We start from the raw sequence: 20,322 nt of genomic DNA, 5'->3' as shown, positions 1-20,322 counted from the left end.
ACGTGCGCGCTTGTTGATCGGTGTCGGAGCGGGCCGCAGCCACCTCGGTGATTGCCCTCGGCTCTGCCAACGTCAACCCCATCCACCGGGCGTACGCGCGCATTCGATGAGGCAACGAATCACCGGTTCGCGCGCATTCCGCTGTGGATAACTTCTGCTCACGTCGGTGGGCCGTGGCATTATCGAACATGTGTTCGAAGACATTGGGAATGGGGAGCTCATCGACGTGATGGGTGAGGCCACTCGTGATGAGTCGACTGCGATCGCGCAGCGGCTGGCCGCGGTGGCCGAACTTTATGTCCGGCGTGAGGAGGCGTCGTCACAGTGTGAGTGGTGGGTGGCTGACCATTGTGATGGGGTGGCCGCTGAGATCGCCGCGGTGCAGCACATCAGCCATGCCCGAGCGGTGGCGCAGGTGCAGTTGGCCTGCGATCTGTGGCATCGGCTGCCGCGGGTGGCGCGGGTGTTCATCTCCGGGGTGATCGATTACCGGCTGGTGTCCACGGTTGTGGCGCGCACCCAGAATGTCGATGAGGCCGTGATGCCGGAGTTGGATGAGGCGATCGCCCGGCACTGCGTGAAGTGGATGAAGCTCTCGCGCGAGAAGCTGCGTGACCGGGTCGATCTGTGGGTGACGAAATTCGATCCGGCCGGGGTGCGGGTGCCACCAGCGGTTGATGACAACCGGTATGTGGAGATCTCCGCGGTCAGCCCGGGTGTGGCCGCGATCGACGGCGTGGTGCGCGCCGAGGATGGCGCCGCCTTGAATGCCCGGCTGGACGCGGTGGCCGCCACGGTGTGCCCACGATCCGCGTACCCATGCCCAGCGCCGCTCCGATGCCGCTGGAGCGGTCGGCCGCTCGGAAGCCACCCTGGCCTGCCAGTGTGGACGTGTGGATTGCCCGGCCGCAGCCGAACGTGACCACGCGGCCGCAGCGGCAGCGGTGGTGATACACGTGGTGGCCGACCAGTCCACCATCGACGGCAGCGGTGATGCGCCAGGGTATCTGCCCGGGTTCGGGATCCTGCCCGCCGAATCGGTGCGCAACCTGGCGGGCACCGCGCAACTCAAGCCGGTGACGATGCCGTCGACCATGCCTGATCCGGGGTATCGGCCCTCGGCGATGACCCGGGAGTTCACTCGGTGGCGGGATCTGACGTGTCGCTGGCCTGGTTGCGACAAACCGGTGGCGTCGTGCGAGTTGGACCATACGGTGCCCTATCCGGGTGGGCTGACCCACGCCTCGGATCTGAAGCACTACTGCAAGATTCATCATTTGATCAAGACGTTCCACCCGGGCTGGGCAGAGAGGCAATTACCGGACGGGACAATCGTCTTGACCGGCCCCAGCGGACATACCTACGTCAGTGAAGCCCACGGGGCGGCGCTGTTTCCCACCCTGGCCCAACCCACCGAGGCGCTCGCGGCGTCAACGCTCACAGCAGAGCATCCGCCGTATCGGGAGGTGATGATGCCGCGGCGCAAACACACCCGTGAACAAAACCGCCGCGACCGCATCACCGCCGAACGCCGTCAACGCCGCGAACTCATCGCCGAAGAAGAACGCCAACGCCAAGCCTGGCTCGCCCAAAACTACGAGCCACCACCGTTCTGAGGCGCTGGCCGCCACGGCGTAACGCGTGGCACCCAGGCAGGCACATTACGGCGATAGTCCTCGTATTGTTCGCCGAACGACCTAGCGAGGGTTGGTTCTTCGTACCAGTGGACGAATGAGGCCGTCACGATCCAGCCGATGACGACGTAGAGCACGAGCCACGCGCTGTCGAAAAGCAGTGCCTGGCCGAGGATCGCTGTCAGCAGGCCGACGTACATCGGGTTGCGCACGAACCGGTTGAACCCGGTCAGCACAAGCCGGTCGGGTGGTGCGGCGGGCATCGGCGTGCCGCCGGCCATGGCGAACTGGCTGAACGCGTGGATCGGCGGGATGAGACCAAGCACGATCAGCGCGACGCCAAGCACCACACGCAACGGCGGACTCGTCTGCGGGATCTCCCATCGGGTGATCAGCCAGGGGCCCAGCCCGACAAAGGTGCCGGGCGCGACCACGAAGAAGGCCGCCGAGCCGACCGCTGCGGTGGACGTGCGCATTCACACAGTATTGGCCGGAGGCGGCGCCAGTTGGGTCAGTCGCACACTGTTTCCCGACGGGTCACGAAACCCTGAGTCGATCCCGTATGGCATCTGATGCGGTGGCTCGGTGAACTGTACGCCGCGGGAAGTCATTTCGTCGTAGTCGCTTTGGATGTCGTCGGTGGTGAGGAACACCGTGCCGGCGAATCCCTTTGCCGTCAGGTCGAGAACCTGCTCGCGGGTGGATGCGTCCATCACCGGCTGGCCGGGCACCGCCATCAAAACGATTGACACGTCATCCTGACCGGGAGGGCCGACGGTCAGCCAGCGGAAAGTGTCATCCATGTCGGGTAGTGAAACGTCTTGGCGCACTTCCATCCCGACCAGTTCGGTCCAGAATTTGAGTGCTTCATCCTGATCGTGAACCCATAGGTGAGCGCTTGCGATTTTCATCATGGCCGAAACGCTACGGTCGCGGCATGCGTCCCGTCTTCTCCCCGTGTGCTGTCTTGACGCGGCTGTCGGCGGGACGGCGGGTATCGCGCGCGAGAATGCAACTCGGCACGCGGGCGTAAATCGCGGCCGGCGGCATGCTGGCCCGGTACGCCGCAGGCGGCATGCCGTATACCCGGGCGAAGCTCGTGGTGAAGGATCCGACGCTCTGCAGTCCCACCATCACGCAGATGTCGGCCACCGAGCGGTCGGTGTAGCGCAGCAGTGCCGCCGCCCGTTCAAGGCGCCGAGACTGTAGATACGAGCGCGGCGACTCCCCGAAGGTCCTGGTGAACATCCTGCTGAAGTGCGCCCGTGACAGGCCGGCCGCGGCGGCGAGGTCGTCGACGGTGATGGCCTCGGCGTAGCGGGCGTCCACAAGATCCTTCGCCCGCTGCAGGTAACGGGCAGGCGGAACCTGCGTCATGCGATCATTATGCTGCGGATGAGTTGGCTGGGCGGCCGCGGACCTGACGGTTCGAGGAAAGTCCGGACTTCACAGAGCAGGGTGATTGCTAACGGCAATCCGAGGTGACTCGCGGGAAAGTGCCACAGAAAACAGACCGCCACCTTCGGTGGTAAGGGTGAAACGGTGCGGTAAGAGCGCACCAGCATTCCGGGTGACCGGAGTGGCTAGGCAAACCCCACCCGAAGCAAGGCCAAGAAGGCCGCACCCAGTGCGGTCGCGCAGGCGTCCGAGGGCTGCTCGCCCGAGCCTGCGGGTAGGCCGCTCGAGGCACCCGGCAACGGTGTGTCCAGATGGATGGTCGCCGCCTCGCCGCCGTTTAACACGCGGCGACGAGGGACAGAATCCGGCTTACAGGCCAACTCATCCGCCCGCTCGACGCACCGACCGGTCGAGCTTGCGCAACGCGTCGTCCAGTTGTGCGCGGGACCGCTGCGCTAGGTCGCCCTCCATCTGATAGAGCAGCCCGTAGGTGAAAGTGTCCTCGCCCGCGGCGTTGGCGGCTTCGGCCTGACGGCTGAGATGTGCGCGGCTGACCACACTGTCTTGATGGTCGCCGAGCAGCGTCTGGATGGTTTTGGCGCGGGCGGACACCTTGTCTTCGCCAGTGGCCGCCGCGGTGTAGCGAAGCCGCTTGGCGCCCTTGCGAATCCGGTGCAGTGCCTCGTCGCGGTCCTCATCGGCCGACGCGGCGGCGTGCTTCGCCGCCTTGCGCACGCGGCGGTAGGCCGAAGAGATCGTCAACTCCGCCCGCTCACCGTCGGGCGCAACCGGCGGCGGTTCCGCGGCCACCAGACCCTCCAGCGCGTCGAGCAGCCGGAAGTAGCGCTGCGACCGCATCGCGATCAGCGATCGCCGCAGGCCGGACTTGTACTGCTTCTTGGCGCCGTCGACCAACCGCTCCCTCACGGGTCCGCGCACCAGCTCGTCGGGCAATTCGTCGAGCGCCTTCTCGTATCGCTCGGCCAGCACCTCGGCGTCGCGGGCAACTCCCAAAATCGCTGCCAATTGCCGCAATTCGTCCAGCACCCAAGCGTCGTCGGAAATACCGAACGCATCTTCGGACGCCTGTAGCAGGCTGCGGATCTTTCGCGTGGTCACGCGCATCTGGTGCACGGAGTCGTAAACGTCGGCCCGCACCGCGCGATCCCACACCAACAGTTGCTCGACCTGCTCCGCCACCGCCCGGTGTACCGGGTCGGACGATGGCTCGGCCACATCGGCTTCGGATTCTTCGCCGTCGAGCACCCGCGCCAGCTTCGAACCATGTCCGGCCGACACCGCGCCCGCATCAATCAAGCGATTCGCCAGGCGGTCCAACAGACCGCGATCGGTGGCTTCGACCAGTTCCAGCTCCCACTCGCGCCACCGCTGCTCGGAATCCTCGTCGTCCTCGGCGCGCGCGACGACGTCATCGTCGCAGAACTCCGCCACCGGGCGACCGTCCGCTCCGTAGAGCACCTCGACCGTACGGGTGGTCGAGATGCGCGCGACGGGCCGCACCGGGCGGTCGCGCACGATGGCCAAGACCACATCCAACAAATCGGTCGGCACGGTGTCGTCGTCGTGGTCGCCGAGCGGCGTTCTGACCTCGGTCCTGGCATCCGGTCCTGCAGGCAGTTTCAGATGCCAGCCGGCATCTGAGCCACCGGTGCGGCGGCGCAACGTGATGCGGTGGGCCGCCAGATCGTGGGCGGGCGTGTCAAAGTAGACGGCATCGAGTTGCTGCGCCGGGTGACGTTCCACACGCGCGATCGACGACAGCCCCTCGAACGACGGGCTCACGGTGGACTCGAACACCTCGAACTTGCGCTCGACCTCCAGATACCTCGAGTTCGCCTGGTCATCCGATTTCGCCATGGTGCATCACAGCGTGCCATACGGAACGCGTGAGCTTCAGGACGCCCGGCGAAACTCTCCTGCCAGATCCCATGCCCGTCGTTCCGCGGCGAACGCGGCTGACTGCTGCCGACGGAACGCGCCGATGCTGTCGTCGTTGTCAGCAAGAAATCCTCGGTAGTCGGAGAGGGAGAACTTGCCGTCGTCGATGGTGACGTCGCCCCGCCCGGCGGCCATCTCGGCGCGCAGATGGACCAACTGGTCGGCGCTCACGGGATAGAAGCTGATGCGGTCGAAATAGCGGAGTAGCCACGGTGTCCCGGGCTCGAAGCACCGGGCCGTCCCGGGGTGGCGGTGATTCCACACCTGCGTGGTGCGCCCGACGAACTGATAACCGCCAGGACCCTCCATGCCGTAGATGCACAGGTACGCGCCCCCGATACCAACGGCGTTCTCCGGCGTCCAGGTGCGCGCGGGGTTGTACTTCGTGGTGACCAGCCGGTGTCGTGGGTCAAGAGGAGTGGCCACCGGCGCCCCGAGGTACACGTCGCCGAGGCCGAGGACCAGATACTCGGCGTTGTAGACGATGTCGTGTACCTGCGCGACATCGTCGAGACCATTGATGCGCCTGATGAATTCGATGTTCCACGGGCACCACGGCGCATCCGCCCGCACGCCGTGCATGTAGCGCTGGGTGGCTTCGTGGGTGGCCGGGTCGTCCCACGACAGCGGCAACCGCACAGTGCGGCTTGGCACGATGAGCTGATCGGATGGCGGCAGATCGGCGTCGAAACCGCGCAGCAGATCAGCGATTTCGGCTATCGAGAGCACCGCCGGATCGAATTGCACCTGCAGCGAACGCACGCCAGGGACCAGTTCCGTGATACCGGAAACGGCCTGGCCGAGGAGGTGCTCGTAGAGCACATGCACCCTGGCCCGCATGGCGAGGTCGAGCATCATCGGTCCGTACTCGATCAGCACTCCGCCGTCACCGGCGCGGCGCACCGTCACGTCGGTGCCGTCCGATGCGGAGTAGCGGTCGAGCATGCCGCCGTCGGCATCGCCGGACGTCGAGATCACCAGCGGAAATGACGCCCGCCTGTCGGCGTCGATGGTCTGCAGCGACGGCGCACGGTCCGCGCGCACCGCGACGAACCGCACCGCGTCGCCGGGCGCCATCTGACCCAACTTCCATCGGTCACCGCGGACCACGGTGACGGGACAGACAAACCCACCGAGGCTCGGCCCGTCGGGTCCGAGCAGGATCGGCGTGTCACCGGTGAAATCCAAACTGCCGACGCAATAGGCGTTGTCGTGAATATTCGACGGATGCAATCCGGCCTCGCCGCCGTCACTGCGCGCCCACTGCGGTTTCGGGCCCTGAAGTCGGACACCGGTGCGGTCGGAGTTGTAGTGCACCGAGTAGTCGGTGTTGAAAAGCGTGTCGATATCGGCGCGGGTGAAGAACTCCGGTGCGGCGTGCGGGCCTTCGGTCACCGCGACCTCCCAGCGGTGACCGATGCTGGGCTGCTCGTCGATGGCTGCTCGCGACGGGCGCACATCGACTGCCCCCGGATCGGCGCCCGCCGTGAGCACATCGCCTTCGCGGAGCGGCCTGCCGCGGTGGCCGCCGAACGTGCCCAGTGTGAACGTCGCTGTGCTGCCGAGGAAATCAGGCTCTTGCAGGCCGCCGGCGACCAGGATGTAGCAGCGCATGCCCGGACCGGTCAAGGTTGCGATGTCGAGCACTCCACTGGCTGGCACCGTGACCGACTGCCACTGCGCTACGGCCGCTCCGTTCAGCGTCACCGTCACCGGTGCCCCTGTGACGCACACCCGTCCACCCTCGGGGAAGCGCAGGGCCGGACCGCTTCTGGTGCACTCGAGCCCCGCCGCACCTTGAGGATTGCCAAGCACCCGGTTGCCGATCCGGAATGACAGGTCGTCCATCGGTCCCGAAGGTGGAACGCCGACATGCCAATATCCAATACGGCCGGGCCAGTCCTGGACTGTGGTCAGCATTCCCGGCCGCACCACCTCGATAGCGATCATGGCGCCGAGATCACCATGCGCACCGGCGTCGGGTTGAACCCGTTGCACGGATTGTTGATCTGCGGACAGTTCGACACCAACACCAACGTGTCGCATTCGGCGCGCAACGACAGCGACTTACCCGGCGCGGACAGTCCGTCCACGATGCCAAGGGTGCCGTCGGACTCGACGGGCACATTCATGAAGAAGTTGATGTTCGACACGATGTCGCGTTTGCCGAGATTCCACTTCGCGCCTTCGGCCAAAAAGTTTTCCGCACACGCGTGTTGGTGCACGGTGTGGTGGCCGTAGCGCAGCGTGTTGGACTCCTTGGAACATGCCCCTGCGAGGGTGTCGTGGTTGCCGACGTCGTCGGCGACGATCGTCATCAGCGCAGTGCCGTCGGCGGCTCGCAGCACAGAGCCTGTGCTCAAGAAGATGTTGCGTTGCGCGGCGACGGTGGCCTGCGCGCTGTAGCGAAGCCAGCGATCGACCTGATCGCCGGAGACGCCCCACAGCAGGGTGTCGACCGCCTGATTGCCGTGCAGATCGATGATTTGCAGTGTCTGGCCGGTGCGCACGATCGCCGACCATGGCGCGCACGCATCAACGACGTTGTCGGCGACGACGACACGTTCTGTGGTGGTCATTGCTCCGCCTCACTGGTGTGCGTTCCAGCCCAAGTACTTTCGGTGTTGAACAAGGCGCGTAAATATTCAGGATCGTGGTTGGCGGGGGTGGCGAGTTGTTCGCCCGCACGCCAGGCCAGCACGTCGAAGTCGGTGAGTGCCGGATCGGGATCAAGCGGGTGAGCGGTGTTGACCAGCGCGACCACCACGGGCATGTGAATGAGCAGATCGACTGCGGCGCCCTGGCCGGCCGAACCGGTGAAAGCGAGCGCACCGTCGTCCTCGACGCGAACACCCTTGAACAGCGACACCGACGGTCCGACGTCGCGGATGTCGAGACCGTGCTTGGCGGCGGCCAGCAGCATCTTCGCCCGACCCGCGTCGGTGATCCCGCACAACGTGTCGTGGTGGCCGGAGGTGTCGGCGACGACGGTCGCCAACACCCGGCCCTGATCGGACAGTAGCGGATGGCCCACACCCAGGTACGCCTGCCACGGCACCTTGATCGTGTCGGCGACGTTGAGTCGCTCCCACGATGCATCGGAGCGGAACAGCAACAGGTGAGCACACGCGCCGCCGTCGAAATCGATCAGCCGGAGTCGGGTCCCGCGACCGAGCGCTCTGGCGGCATACGAGCCTGCGGGTATGGCCTCGGCCCACAGCAGGCGGGACGGGTCGACGTCGGGCGGGGTGGCGGGTATCCGCATGCTGGCGGTGCGCACCTGGGACCGGGCGTGGTCGCGCGCTCCGGTAGTCGAGTCGGTACTCAAGGTCGGCTCCTGTCCGAATAACTGTCAGTTGAAAGTTTTCAGCGGAGCCGTTCCGCCCGCGTATCGCGGTTGTTACGAGTGCGTTGACCGTATTTCGATCAAGTGACAGGTACTGGCCTACCCGAGCAGCAAGGCCATCGCCGCGGCGAAACTGGATGCCAGAGACAGCAGTACCTGGCACACCATCCACCTGTGGGCTGAGCGGGCGACCTTCTTGTCGGCCTGGGCCTGTTCCTTGAATGCCTCCTGGACGACCTCAGGCGATTTGTCCGTGACGTCTTCGAGCTTGAGGTCTGCCATGCGCGTCAAGATGACGCGCATGGTGAACAGGGCGGCGATGAGCATCAAAATCGCCGCGGTCTCAGACCAGCCTCCCTTGTCGTTGTTCTGCATTGCGCCCACGACGAATCCGGCCGCGACCGGGAGCGAGAACATGACCACGAGCTTGGCGGTGTGCAGTACCTGGCGGGCATGGACGTCTTCTCGGGCCACCCATCTGGCTGTGCCGTAATCCTCGGTCACGTCGTGAGTATCCACCGCGATGGGCGACAATGAGGTCATGCGCAGCGAAAGCCGTGGCCGCCCGCGGCTCGAGCAGTCGCGGCGGCCAGGCAAGAGTGCACGCGAAGAGATTCTCGACGCCGCCGCGGAACTCTTCACCAGCCTCGGCTACGCGAGCACCTCGACCCGACGGATCGCCGACGCGGTGGGGGTGCGCCAGGCCTCGCTGTATCACCACTTCGCCACCAAGGACGACATTCTCGACGCGCTGCTGACAGGCACGGTCGACCAGCCGCTGCGCCTTGCCGGTGACCTACTCGGGGAGCAGGGGCCCGCCGCGCCACGTCTGCACGCTCTTGTGGTCGGCGACGCCACCCAACTGTGCGCCAGCCGGTGGAATCTCGGCGCGCTGTACCTGCTGCCCGAGTTGCGACTCGACCGGTTCGAGCAGTTCCGGCTGCGTCGCGGCGAACTGCGCGGCAGCTACCGCATGCTGTCGGCCGAGGTGATCGCGGAGTGCGACGGTCCCTCCGACGCCGACGACCTGCCATTTCGGCTGGTCGAATCGGTCATCAACCGCCGCTCCGACGACACCGACTGCCCACCGGAGCAGCCGTGGGTGATCGCCGACGGGGCATTGCGAACGGTGGGGTTCGACGGCGACTTCGCCGAACTCCGCAAGCTGACGGCGGCGCGGCTGGGGTTTGCCGATACAGTCCAGGTGTGACCGAATACCAGACCATCAAGTTCGAGCATTCCGGGCGCATCGCGCGGATCACGTTGAACCGGCCCGACGCCGCAAACGGCATGAACGACACCATGACTCGCGAGCTTGCCGCCGCCGCCAAGCGGTGCGACAACCCCGCGACCAAGGTCGTGGTGATCACTGGTGAGGGCCGATTCTTCTGTGCCGGAGGCGATCTGAAGTCATTCGCGGCGGCCGATACCCGCGGGCCGTTCATCAAGGGCGTCGCCGATGATCTGCACCGAGCCATCTCCACCTTCGCCAGGATGGACGCCGTGGTGATCACCTCGGTCAACGGTGTCGCCGCGGGTGCGGGTTTCTCGCTTGCGGTCACCGGTGATCTGGTGCTGGCGGCCGAGTCCGCGTCGTTCACCATGGCCTACACCCGCGCGGGACTGAGCCCCGACGGCAGTTCGTCGTATTACCTGCCCCGCCTCATCGGCATCACCCGAACCAAGGAACTGATGCTGACCAATCGCACGCTGAGCGCACAGGACGCGTCGCAGTGGGGGTTGGTCACCGAGGTGGTCCCCGACGCCGACCTTGCCGCCCGCACGGATCAGCTAGCCGACCAAATGGCAGCCACCGCAAGCAAATCGAACGGCGGCGTCAAGTCGCTGTTGCTGTCGACGTTCGCCAACGGGCTCGAAGAACAGATGGAACTCGAAGGCCGCCTGATCGGCCTGCTCGCCGATTCCGCCGACGGCCGCGAAGGCATCGACGCATTCCTTGGAAAGCGAAAAGCGGAGTTCGGCTAGAAGCAGTGCTCCTCGGCGGGGAACGCCCCGCTGGCCACCTCATTGGCGTATTGCGCTGCGGCGCTGCGTAATTCGCTGCCGACCTCAGCGAAGCGCTTCACGAACTTGGCTGTCTTGCCGCTAGTCATGCCCGCCATGTCCTGCCAGACCAGCACCTGCGCATCGCAGTTGGGCCCGGCGCCGATGCCGACGGTCGGAATCGTCAGCTTGCCGGTGATCTGGGTGGCCAGTTCGGCAGGCACCATTTCCAGCACGACCGCGATGGCGCCTGCTTCCTGCACAGCGATGGCGTCGTGGATCGTCTGCTCGGCGGCATCGCCGCGGCCCTGCACCCGGAATCCGCCGAGCCCGTTCACGCTCTGCGGAGTGAACCCGATGTGGGCCACCACCGGAATGCCCGCCTGGGTCAGCGTCGCGATCTGATCGGCGACTCGCTCGCCGCCCTCCAACTTGACCGCGTGGGCTCCGGTCTCCTTGAGGAACCGGGTGGCGGTCGCGAGCGCCTGCTGCGCACCCGCCTCGTAGCTGCCGAACGGCAGGTCTGCGACCACCAACGCGTGCGGGGCGCCGCGCACCACACCGCGCACCAGCGGAATGAGTTCGTCGATGGTCACCGGCACGGTGGTGTCGTAGCCGTAGACGACGTTGGCCGCGGAGTCACCGACGAGCAACACCGGGATCTCGGCCTCGTCGAAGACGCGCGCGGTGGAGTAGTCGTAGGCGGTCAGCATGGCCCATTTGTGGCCTTCTGACTTCCACTTCTGAAGGTGGTGGGTGCGCACCTTGGTCCGCGGTGCGGACGATTGGCCGGGAGTGCGCGGTTTGGAATCGGCAGCACCGTAAACAGTCTGCTCAGACATCGTTGTCCTTCGTAGGTTCGTCGGGTCGATCCTCGTGGCCCTGTGGGTCCCCGGGTTCGTCTGACCTTCACAAGTCTGCCACCCCGGCGTTGGAAAGTTAAAAGCCACGTTAAGTGGATTTCCTCACAGTCAGCGCGGCCACGCATAAGCTTCCCGGCATGCAACGGCTCAGTGGACTCGACGCCAGTTTCCTGTACCTCGAAACCGCAAAGCAGCCATTGCATGTGTGCTCGGTTCTCGAGGTGGACACGTCCACGATGCCCGGCGGCTACACCTTCGACCGACTGCGTGACGCATTGAATCTGCGCATCAAGGCGATGCCGCAATTTCGGGAAAAGCTCGCCGACAGCAGGTTCAACCCCGATCATCCGGTGTGGGTGGAGGACAAGGACTTTGACGTCGACCGGCACCTGCACCGCATCGGCCTTCCTGCGCCTGGCGGCCGACGGGAGCTGGCCGAGATCTGCGGCCACATCGCTTCGCTCCCGCTGGACCGCAGCAGGCCACTGTGGGAGACATGGGTGATCGAGAACATCGGCGGCACCGACGCTCAAGCGGGGGGCCGGCTGGCGGTGATGACCAAGGTGCACCACGCGGGCGTCGACGGTGTCACCGGCGCCAACCTGATGTCCCAGCTGTGCAGCACCGAACCCGACGCGCCCGCCCCCGACCCTGTCGATGGGGTTGGCGACGCGTCGAGCCTGGAAATCGCCGTCAGCGGCGCGCTCAAGTTCGTCACCCGGCCGCTGCGCCTGGTAAACGTGGTGCCGACGACGTTGTCGTCGGTCGTCGACACCGTCAAACGGGCCCGCAGCGGGCTGACGATGGCCGCGCCGTTCGCCGCGCCCAAGACCGCGTTCAACGTCAACGTCACCGGCCACCGCAACGTGGCGTTCGCGCAACTCGACCTCGAGGACATCAAGACCGTCAAGAACCACTTCGGCGTCAAGGTCAACGACGTCGTGATGGCGTTGGTGTCCGGCGTGCTGCGGAAGTTCCTCGCAGATCGCGGCGAGCTGCCGCAGAATTCCTTGGTGGCGATGGTCCCGGTGTCGGTGCACGAGAAATCCGACCGGCCGGGCCGTAACCAGGTGTCGGGAATGTTCTCGAAGTTGGAAACCCATATCGACGACCCGGCCGAGCGCCTGAAATCCATCGCCGAAGCGAATTCCGTTGCCAAGCAACATAGTTCGGCGATCGGCGCGACCCTGCTGCAGGATTGGACGCAGTTCGCTGCGCCCGCGGTGTTCGGTATCGCGATGCGCGTCTACGCCAGCAGTCGGCTGACCGAGGCCCGTCCCGTGCACAACCTCGTCGTCTCGAATGTGCCGGGACCGCAGGTGCCGCTGTACTTCCTCGGCGGCGAGGTCAAGGCGATGTACCCGCTCGGCCCGATCTTTCACGGCTCGGGCCTGAACATCACCGTGATGTCGCTGACCGGCAAACTCGACGTCGGGCTCATCTCGTGCCCCGAACTGCTGCCGGACCTGTGGGACATGGCCGACGACTTCGAAGCGGTGCTCGGCGAGTTACTGGACGCCGCGAGATAGCCAGGAGACGCCACGGAAAATCGGGCCTCGCCAGCGCCGATAGGTTGTCATGGCAGCATGTTGAGCCATGAACCTCAAGATCGGGGTCCTCGCGACCATCGCTGCCCTGTTGCTCGGCGGGTGCAGCAACATGGTCGACGGGCGTGCGGTCATCTCGGCGCCCAGGCCCGGCACCCCGATCCAGTGGAGTCCGTGTAAGGCGGCAGCCCCCTCGGAGACGGCCCGCATCCCCTCAGGGGCGGAGTGCGGCATGCTCTCGGTGCCCGTTGACTACTCCAAGCCCGACGGTGACGTCGCCCAACTCGCCATGATCCGATTCAAGGCGACCGGGCAGAAGATCGGCTCGCTGGTGATCAATCCGGGCGGGCCCGGCGAATCGGGTGTCGAGGCCGCCGCGTCGATGGCTTCGACGCTGCCTGCGTCGGTGCGCGAGCGGTTCGACCTCGTCGGTTTCGACCCGCGCGGCGTCGCCAACTCCACGCCCGCCGCGTGGTGCAACTCCGATGCCGACAACGACCGGCTGCGTGCCGATCCGATCGTGGAGTACACCCAGGAGGGCGTCGATCACATCGAGAGGGAGAACAAGGCCTTCGTCCAGCGCTGTGTCGACAAGATGGGATTGGAGTTCTTGGCCAACCTCGGAACCGCCAACGTGGCCAAGGATCTGGAAGCGATCCGAGTCAGCCTCGGCGACGACAAGCTGACATACCTGGGCTACTCGTATGGGACCCGCATCGGAGCGCTTTACGCCGAGGCGTATCCCGACAAGGTTCGCGCGATGATCCTCGACGGCGCCGTCGATCCGAACGCGGACCAAATCGAGGAGGAGGTCCGCCAGGCCGCCGCGTTCCAAAAGGCGTTCGACAACTTCGCCGCCGACTGCGCCAACAGCCCGGACTGCCCACTGGGCACCGATCCGAGTAAAGCGGTCGACGTGTACAAGAGCCTGGTCGAACCGCTGGTCCAGCATCCTGCCAAGACCAGGGACCCGCGAGGACTGAGCTACAACGACGCGATCGTCGGCACCATTCTGCCGCTGTACTCGCCGAACTTGTGGCGCCATCTCACCCAGGCGCTGTCGGAATTGAGAGATGGCGAGGGCGACACCATGCTCGCCATGGCCGATCTGTACATGGGTCGCGACGCGAAGGGCCACTACAACAATTCGACCGACGTGCGGGTCGCGGTCAACTGCATGGACAAGCCGCACATCACCGACCGCGCCAAGGTGGTCGACCAGGACCGCCGCACCCGTGAAGCGGCGCCGTTCATGAGCTACGGCCAATTCACCGGCCTTGCGCCCCTTGACTCTTGCGCGTTCTGGCCGATTCCCGCCACCGGTGATCAGCACGAGATCAAGGTGAGCGGCCTGCCGCCCATCCTGGTGGTGTCGACGACCAACGATCCGGCCACCCCGTACCAGGCCGGGGTCGACCTGGCTCAACAACTCGGCGGCACGGTGCTCACCTTCGACGGCACACAGCACACCGTTGTGTTCCAAGGCAACAACTGTGTCGACCAGATCGCGGCACGCTATCTGCTCGACGTTGTGGTGCCTCCGCCGAACACGCGATGCTAGCCGCCCGGTAACGGCGAGGTCACCGTTGTATCCCAGGCGCAGACCCGCGCCCGTCGCCCGTGCGAACATGTTGGCCATGTGGCGGGTGGGCAGGCTGAGTTCGATGCTGCTCGCGATCTTCCTTCTCTCGGCGATCGCGTGCCCTGCTGCGTGGGCGTCACCGGAGGGCGAGTCCGTCCAGCAATACGGCCAACCGCCGCTGTGGGGAAGCTGCGGCAGGTTCGTCGGCGACGCCGGCGCCGTCCCGACCGCCCAGTGCGGCACGGTGGCGGTGCCCGTCGACTACGCGAAACCTGAAGGCGCGCAAGCGCAATTGGCGGTGATCCGGATTCCGGCGTCGGGCGACCGAATCGGCGTTCTCGTCGTCAACCCTGGCGGACCAGGTGCGTCGGCGATCGACACCGTGGCCGGCATGGGCGCGTCGTTGGCGGACACCGACATCATGCGCCGTTTCGATCTGGTGGGCATCGATCCGCGGGGCGTCGGGCACTCCACACCGGAATTGCGCTGTCGCACCGACGAAGAATTCGATGCGTGGCGCCGTGAGCCGATGGCCGACTACAGCCAGGAGGGCGTGGCCCACATCGAAGCGCTCTACACCCAACTCGCCGACAACTGCGCCGCGCGCATGGGCCAGGAGTTCCTGGCCAACGCCGGCACCGCGTCGTCGGTGCGCGATATGGACGTGGTGCGCGCGGCGCTCGGTGAGAACCAGATCAACTATCTCGGGTTCTCGTACGGCACCGAACTCGGGGCGAGGTACGCCGAGCAGTACCCGGACCGCATCCGGGCGATGGTGCTCGACGGCGCCGTCGATCCCAGCCTCGACCCCATCGCGGGCAGCATCCGCCAAATGGCGGGCTTCCAAACGGCTTTCAACGACTACGCGGCCGACTGCGCACAGTCGACGGGCTGCCCGCTTGGCACCGACCCCGCGAAGTTCGTCGACCGCTTCCACGAACTGGTGGATCCGCTGGTGACCAAGCCCGGTTTGACGTCGGACCCGCGCGGGCTGAGCTATCAGGACGCGATCACCGGCACCGTCAACGCGCTCTACACACGCCGGTACTGGCCGTACCTGACCAGCGGGCTGCTCGGTCTGCAGCGTGGCACCGATGCCGGCGATCTGCTGCTGCTGGCCGACGACTACCAGCATCGTGACGAGTCCGGTCACTATAAGAATCTGCAGGACGCGTTCGCCGCTATCCGTTGCGTCGACACGCCCTATCCGACCGACCCGGCGGTGTGGGCCGACGCCGACCGGCAGATCCGCCAGGTCGCGCCGTTCATGGAGTACGGCACGTTCACCGGGTTCGCCCCGCGCGATCTATGCGCGATGTGGCCGGTGCCGCCGACGTCGACGCCGCACCCGGCCAGTTCGCCGGGGCCGGGCAAGGTGGTCGTGGTATCCACCACGCACGACCCGGCAACCCCGTATCAGGCCGGCGTCGACCTGGCCCACCAGATGGGTGCACCGCTGATCACCTTCGACGGCACGCAGCACACCGTCGTTTTCAACGGTGACCAATGCGTCGACACGGCCGTCGTCGACTACCTCGTCAACGCGGTGGTGCCTGCGGACGGAACGCGCTGCTGACCGCCAAACGCATCGCCCGTGTAACACAGATTTAACAGCGCGAACCTACGCTGCGGTCATGGATCGGCAGAAGGAATTCGTGCTGCGCACGCTGGAAGAACGCGATATCCGCTTCGTCCGGTTGTGGTTCACCGATGTGCTCGGATACCTGAAGTCGGTGGCGATCGCCCCGGCCGAACTGGAAGGCGCCTTCGAAGAGGGCATCGGCTTCGACGGTTCGGCGATCGAGGGCTTCGCGCGGGTGTCGGAAGCCGACATGGTGGCCCGGCCCGATCCGTCCACATTCCAGGTGTTGCCGTGGACCAGCAGTTCGGGCAAGCACCACTCGGCGCGGATGTTCTGCGACATCACGATGCCCGACGGTTCGCCGTCCTGGGCCGACTCGCGGCACGTGCTGCGCCGTCAGCTGTCCAAGGCCAGCGACCTCGGCTTCTCCTGCTACGTGCACCCGGAGATCGAGTTCTTCCTGCTCAAGCCGGGCGAGGAGGACGGCACGCCGCCGGTGCCTGCGGACAACGGCGGCTACTTCGACCAGGCAGTGCACGACGCGGCGCCGAACTTCCGCCGCCACGCCATCGACGCGCTGGAACAGATGGGCATCTCGGTGGAGTTCAGCCACCACGAGGGCGCGCCAGGTCAGCAGGAGATCGACCTGCGCTACGCCGATGCGCTGTCGATGGCCGACAACGTGATGACGTTCCGATATGTGGTCAAGGAGGTCGCCATCGGCGACGGGGTGCGAGCCTCGTTCATGCCCAAGCCTTTTGCCGAGCATCCCGGCTCGGCCATGCACACCCACATGAGCCTGTTCGAGGGCGAGACCAACGCCTTCCACAGCCCCGACGACCCGCTGCAGCTGTCGGATGTGGCCAAGTCGTTCATCGCGGGCATTCTCGAGCACGCCCAGGAGATCAGCGCCGTCACGAACCAGTGGGTGAACTCTTACAAGCGGTTGGTGCACGGCGGTGAGGCGCCGACGGCGGCGTCATGGGGTGCCGCGAACCGCTCGGCATTGGTGCGGGTGCCGATGTACACGCCGCGCAAGGCGTCCTCGCGCCGCGTCGAGGTACGCAGCCCCGATTCGGCCTGCAATCCGTACCTGACGTTCGCCGTGCTGCTGGCGGCCGGTCTGCGCGGCATCGAAAAGAACTACGTGCTCGGCCCTCAGGCCGAGGACAACGTGTGGAGCCTGACCGCGGAGGAGCGCCGCGCGATGGGTTACAAGGAGCTGCCCGGCAGCCTCGGCGTCGCGCTGACCGAGATGGAGAACTCCGAACTGGTCGCGGAAGCGTTGGGGGAGCACGTGTTCGACTACTTCCTGCGCAACAAGCGCACGGAATGGGAAAACTATCGCAGCCACGTGACGCCGTTCGAGCTGAAGACCTACCTCTCCCTCTGACCCGGCGCCGCGATAACGTCGAGGCGTGGCCAAACCCGCGACGCAGCGACCGAAGCTGCCAAGCGTAGGCCGGCTGGGGCTGGTCGAGTCCTCCGCGACCGCGGACCTCGACCGGCTGGGGTGGACCACCGACGCGCACGTCGAGCTGCTGTGGGCGCTTTCGCGGGCACCGGACGCCGATGAAGCCCTTCGCGCGATCGTCCGGCTCGCCGACGCCATGGGCGCCGATTGGGACGAACTGAACCAGGCACTGCTGAACGACAAGGCGCTGCGGGGCCGGCTGTTCGGTGTGCTCGGCTCGTCGCTGGCGCTCGGCGACCATCTGGTCGCCCATCCTTGGTCGTGGCGGCTGCTGTCGGGGGAAGTCGCACTACCGTCCGCCGACGAGCTCCGCGCGTCGTTCGCCGAGGTTGCCGAGAATGTCGAAATCGGCAGGGACACAGCGGCGGCGGTGGCGCCCCTGCGAACGCTCTACCGCGACCGGCTGCTGGTGCTGGCGGCTCTGGATCTGGCGCCGGTGGTGGAGAACGAACGAGTGCTGGCGTTCTCCACCGTCGGCGAGCATCTGTCCGATCTCGCCGACGCCGCGCTGTGCGCGGCGCTGACGGTCGCGACCCGCTCGGTCTGCGGGGACGGCGAGGCCCCGCGAATCGCGGTGATCGCGATGGGCAAGTGCGGTGCGCGGGAACTGAACTACGTCAGCGACGTCGACGTCATCTTCGTGGCGGACACCGCCGATGCCACCGCCACCAGGCTGGCGGGCGAGATGATGCGGTTCGCCGGGGACGCCTTCTTCGAGGTGGACGCTGCGCTGCGGCCGGAGGGCAAGCATGGCCAGCTGGTGCGCACACTGGAGTCGCACGTCGCGTACTACGAGCGATGGGCCAAGACGTGGGAGTTTCAGGCGCTGCTCAAGGCGCGGCCCGCGGCGGGTGATGCCGCGTTGGGTCGCCAGTACGTCGACGCGCTGATGCCGATGGTGTGGATGGCCAGCCAGCGCGAGGACTTCGTGTCCGAGGTGCAGGCGATGCGCCGCCGCGTCGAGGAACTCGTGCCTGCGGGTGTGCGGGCGCGGGAGATCAAGCTGGGCACCGGCGGGCTGCGCGACGTCGAGTTCGCCGTGCAGTTGTTGCAGTTGGTGCACGGCCGCAACGACGAGTCGCTGCATGTGGCGTCGACGGTCGACGCGCTTGCCGCGCTTGGCGAAGGCGGATACATCGGCCGTGACGACGCCGCGAACATGATGGCGTCGTACGAGTTCCTGCGGCTGCTGGAGCACCGGCTTCAGCTGCAGCGGCTCAAGCGCACGCACATGCTTCCCGACGAAGACGACGACGAGGCGCTTCGCTGGCTGGCGCGTGCCGCGCACATCCGTCCCGACGGGCGGCACGACGCGCTTGGGGTGTTGCGCGAGGAGCTCAAGCGCCAGAACATGCGGGTCTCTCGGCTGCACGCCAAGCTGTTCTATCAGCCGCTGCTGGAATCCGTTGGCACGGTCGGCATTTCCGAAATCTCCGGCGGCATGAGCCCGGAGGCCGCCGAACGCCAGCTCGCCGCGCTCGGCTACGAGGGCGCGCAGAGCGCGCTCACGCACCTGGCCGCACTCACCGGCAGCAGCGGACGGCGCGGACGGGTGCAACGGGTGCTGCTGCCGACGCTGTTGGACTGGTTGTCCGACACTCCCGATCCCGACGCGGGTCTGCTGGCTTACCGCCGGATCAGCGAGGAACTGGCGGACCATCGGTGGTACCTGTCGACGCTGCGGGATGAGGGGGCGGTGGCCAAGCGGCTGATGCAGGTGCTCGGCACCTCGGCGTACGTGCCGGACCTGCTGATGCGCGCACCGGAGGTGATCCAGCTCTACGCCGACGGCCCCACCGGACCGAAACTGCTCGAAGTCGAACCAGAGGGGGTGGCACGGGCGCTGGTCGCCTCGGCAGGCAGGCATGCCGAGCCCGTGCGGGCGATCGCCGCGGCGCGCACGCTGCGCAGGCGTGAGCTGGCCCGCATCGCGTCTGCGGATCTGCTCGGCATGCTCGAGGTGACCGACGTCTGCACGGCGTTGACCTCGGTATGGGTCGCCGTGCTGCAGGCGGCGCTCGAGGTGATCATCCGGGCCAACACCCCCAGCGACGGTGCGCCCGCCAGGATCGCGGTGATCGGAATGGGTCGGCTCGGCGGCGGTGAACTGGGCTATGGATCCGACGCCGACGTGATGTTCGTGTGCGAGCCGAACCACGGGGTCGACGAGTCCGCGGCGGTGCGGTGGTCGATCACCATCGCCGAACAGGTGCGCACGCTGCTGGGTACGCCTTCTGTGGACCCACCGTTGGAGGTAGACGCCGGGCTCCGGCCGGAGGGCCGGAACGGATCGCTGGTGAGAACGCTTGCGTCCTACGAGGCGTACTACGAGAAGTACGCGCAGCCATGGGAGGTGCAGGCGCTGCTGAGGGCGCACCGGGTGGCAGGCGACCCCGACCTGGGCGAGCGCTTCTTGTTGATGATCGACAAGACGCGGTACCCGTCGGGTGGGGTGTCCGCTGCCGCGGTGCAGGAGATCCGCCGGATCAAGGCGCGTGTCGACGCGGAGCGGCTGCCGCGCGGTGCGGACCCGAATACCCACACCAAGCTGGGCCGCGGCGGGCTCGCCGACATCGAGTGGACAGTGCAACTGCTTCAACTCCGGCATGCGCACAAAGTGCCTGCGCTGCACAGCACTTCGACGCTGGACGCACTCGACGCGATCGGCGCCGCCGAGTTGATCGCCGAAGGTGACATCGAACTGCTGAGGCAGGCATGGTTGACGGCGACACGAGCGCGCAACGCGCTGGTTCTGGTGCGCGGCAAACCCACCGATCAACTGCCGGGGCCGGGCAGGCAACTGAATGCCGTTGCGGTGGCGGCGGGCTGGGACTCCGACGACGGCGGCGAATTCCTCGACAACTATCTGCGGGTGACGCGGCGAGCCAAAGCGGTGGTACGAAAGGTCTTCGGTGAGTAGTGAGGCGCTGCGA

At 66.4% G+C, this 20,322-nt stretch carries 16 protein-coding genes, 1 other RNA gene and 1 pseudogene; 9 read left to right on the top strand and 9 right to left on the bottom strand.

Features of this window, described 5'->3' with window-relative positions; genetic code table 11:
• Positions 1 to 229 precede the first annotated feature (229 nt).
• Positions 230 to 1,616, top strand: a pseudogene (locus tag ACGFK1_RS15935) (HNH endonuclease signature motif containing protein).
• Here ACGFK1_RS15935 and ACGFK1_RS15930 read toward each other — a convergent pair.
• The 3 genes from ACGFK1_RS15930 to ACGFK1_RS15920 are packed head-to-tail and all read right to left on the bottom strand — an operon-like array spanning position 1,595 to position 3,011.
• The gene (locus tag ACGFK1_RS15930) at positions 1,595 to 2,110 is read right to left on the bottom strand and encodes a methyltransferase family protein (protein ID WP_393430675.1); all 516 of its coding nucleotides are present in this window, start codon (positions 2,108 to 2,110) and stop codon (positions 1,595 to 1,597) included. The pseudogene ACGFK1_RS15935 and the gene ACGFK1_RS15930 overlap by 22 nt on opposite strands.
• Complete coding sequence (locus ACGFK1_RS15925) at positions 2,111 to 2,548, bottom strand: VOC family protein (RefSeq protein WP_393430672.1); 438 nt, start codon at positions 2,546 to 2,548, stop codon at positions 2,111 to 2,113.
• Positions 2,549 to 2,558: 10 nt separating this feature from the next.
• Entirely contained in the window at positions 2,559 to 3,011 is a 453-nt protein-coding gene (locus tag ACGFK1_RS15920) for a helix-turn-helix transcriptional regulator (protein WP_393430669.1), read from the bottom strand.
• A 19-nt stretch (positions 3,012 to 3,030) separates the two neighbouring features.
• Here ACGFK1_RS15920 and rnpB point away from each other — a divergent pair.
• Positions 3,031 to 3,420, top strand: an RNA gene (gene rnpB, locus ACGFK1_RS15915) — RNase P RNA component class A.
• Here rnpB and ACGFK1_RS15910 read toward each other — a convergent pair.
• From ACGFK1_RS15910 to ACGFK1_RS15890, 5 genes are all read right to left on the bottom strand, one after another.
• Positions 3,414 to 4,910, bottom strand: a complete 1,497-nt coding sequence (locus ACGFK1_RS15910) for a CHAD domain-containing protein (protein WP_393430667.1) — start codon at positions 4,908 to 4,910, stop codon at positions 3,414 to 3,416. The genes rnpB and ACGFK1_RS15910 overlap by 7 nt on opposite strands.
• A gap of 36 nt (positions 4,911 to 4,946) precedes the next feature.
• Entirely contained in the window at positions 4,947 to 6,941 is a 1,995-nt protein-coding gene (locus tag ACGFK1_RS15905; RefSeq protein ID WP_393430664.1) for a 5-oxoprolinase/urea amidolyase family protein, read from the bottom strand.
• The gene (locus ACGFK1_RS15900) at positions 6,938 to 7,570 is read right to left on the bottom strand and encodes an urea amidolyase associated protein UAAP2 (RefSeq protein ID WP_393430661.1); all 633 of its coding nucleotides are present in this window, start codon (positions 7,568 to 7,570) and stop codon (positions 6,938 to 6,940) included. The genes ACGFK1_RS15905 and ACGFK1_RS15900 overlap by 4 nt, the downstream gene beginning before the upstream one ends.
• Complete coding sequence (locus tag ACGFK1_RS15895; RefSeq protein WP_393430658.1) at positions 7,567 to 8,319, bottom strand: DUF1989 domain-containing protein; 753 nt, start codon at positions 8,317 to 8,319, stop codon at positions 7,567 to 7,569. Before ACGFK1_RS15895 ends, ACGFK1_RS15900 begins: the two co-directional genes overlap by 4 nt.
• 117 nt (positions 8,320 to 8,436) lie before the next feature.
• Complete coding sequence (locus ACGFK1_RS15890) at positions 8,437 to 8,841, bottom strand: hypothetical protein (RefSeq protein WP_393430655.1); 405 nt, start codon at positions 8,839 to 8,841, stop codon at positions 8,437 to 8,439.
• A gap of 37 nt (positions 8,842 to 8,878) precedes the next feature.
• On the opposite strand from ACGFK1_RS15890, the gene ACGFK1_RS15885 reads away from it, so the two are divergent.
• A complete protein-coding gene (locus ACGFK1_RS15885; protein WP_393430652.1) occupies positions 8,879 to 9,547 on the top strand; it encodes a TetR/AcrR family transcriptional regulator in 669 nt (222 codons plus the stop codon).
• The gene (locus tag ACGFK1_RS15880; protein WP_393430649.1) at positions 9,544 to 10,323 is read left to right on the top strand and encodes an enoyl-CoA hydratase/isomerase family protein; all 780 of its coding nucleotides are present in this window, start codon (positions 9,544 to 9,546) and stop codon (positions 10,321 to 10,323) included. Before ACGFK1_RS15885 ends, ACGFK1_RS15880 begins: the two co-directional genes overlap by 4 nt.
• Here the strand turns inward: ACGFK1_RS15880 and panB are convergent.
• Positions 10,320 to 11,183: a 3-methyl-2-oxobutanoate hydroxymethyltransferase gene (panB, locus tag ACGFK1_RS15875; RefSeq protein WP_393430646.1), complete on the bottom strand. Its 864-nt coding sequence runs from the start codon at positions 11,181 to 11,183 to the stop codon at positions 10,320 to 10,322. The genes ACGFK1_RS15880 and panB overlap by 4 nt on opposite strands.
• A 158-nt stretch (positions 11,184 to 11,341) precedes the next feature.
• Here panB and ACGFK1_RS15870 point away from each other — a divergent pair, with 158 nt between their 5' ends.
• The 5 genes from ACGFK1_RS15870 (at position 11,342) to ACGFK1_RS15850 (ending at position 20,309) form a co-directional block, all read left to right on the top strand.
• Positions 11,342 to 12,733 (top strand): wax ester/triacylglycerol synthase family O-acyltransferase, encoded by a 1,392-nt coding sequence (locus ACGFK1_RS15870; RefSeq protein ID WP_393430643.1) that lies wholly within the window; start codon positions 11,342 to 11,344, stop codon positions 12,731 to 12,733.
• 67 nt (positions 12,734 to 12,800) lie between these two features.
• Positions 12,801 to 14,312 carry an alpha/beta hydrolase gene (locus ACGFK1_RS15865; protein WP_393430641.1) on the top strand — a complete coding sequence of 504 codons (1,512 nt, stop codon included), beginning with the start codon at positions 12,801 to 12,803 and terminating at the stop codon, positions 14,310 to 14,312.
• A gap of 67 nt (positions 14,313 to 14,379) precedes the next feature.
• On the top strand, positions 14,380 to 15,909 hold the full coding sequence (locus ACGFK1_RS15860) for an alpha/beta hydrolase (RefSeq protein WP_393430638.1): 1,530 nt from the start codon (positions 14,380 to 14,382) through the stop codon (positions 15,907 to 15,909).
• Between the two features lie 58 nt (positions 15,910 to 15,967).
• Complete coding sequence (gene glnA / locus ACGFK1_RS15855) at positions 15,968 to 17,308, top strand: type I glutamate--ammonia ligase (RefSeq protein ID WP_393430635.1); 1,341 nt, start codon at positions 15,968 to 15,970, stop codon at positions 17,306 to 17,308.
• Positions 17,309 to 17,333: 25 nt separating this feature from the next.
• Positions 17,334 to 20,309, top strand: a complete 2,976-nt coding sequence (locus tag ACGFK1_RS15850; protein ID WP_393430632.1) for a bifunctional [glutamine synthetase] adenylyltransferase/[glutamine synthetase]-adenylyl-L-tyrosine phosphorylase — start codon at positions 17,334 to 17,336, stop codon at positions 20,307 to 20,309.
• Positions 20,310 to 20,322 lie beyond the last annotated feature (13 nt).

It is taken from the genome of Mycobacterium sp. NPDC048908, from assembly GCF_043197955.1.
Taxonomy (GTDB): Bacteria; Actinomycetota; Actinomycetes; order Mycobacteriales; family Mycobacteriaceae; genus Mycobacterium.
The sequence above is the reverse complement of the archived record's forward strand: the minus strand, read 5'-3'. Positions and strand labels throughout refer to the sequence as shown.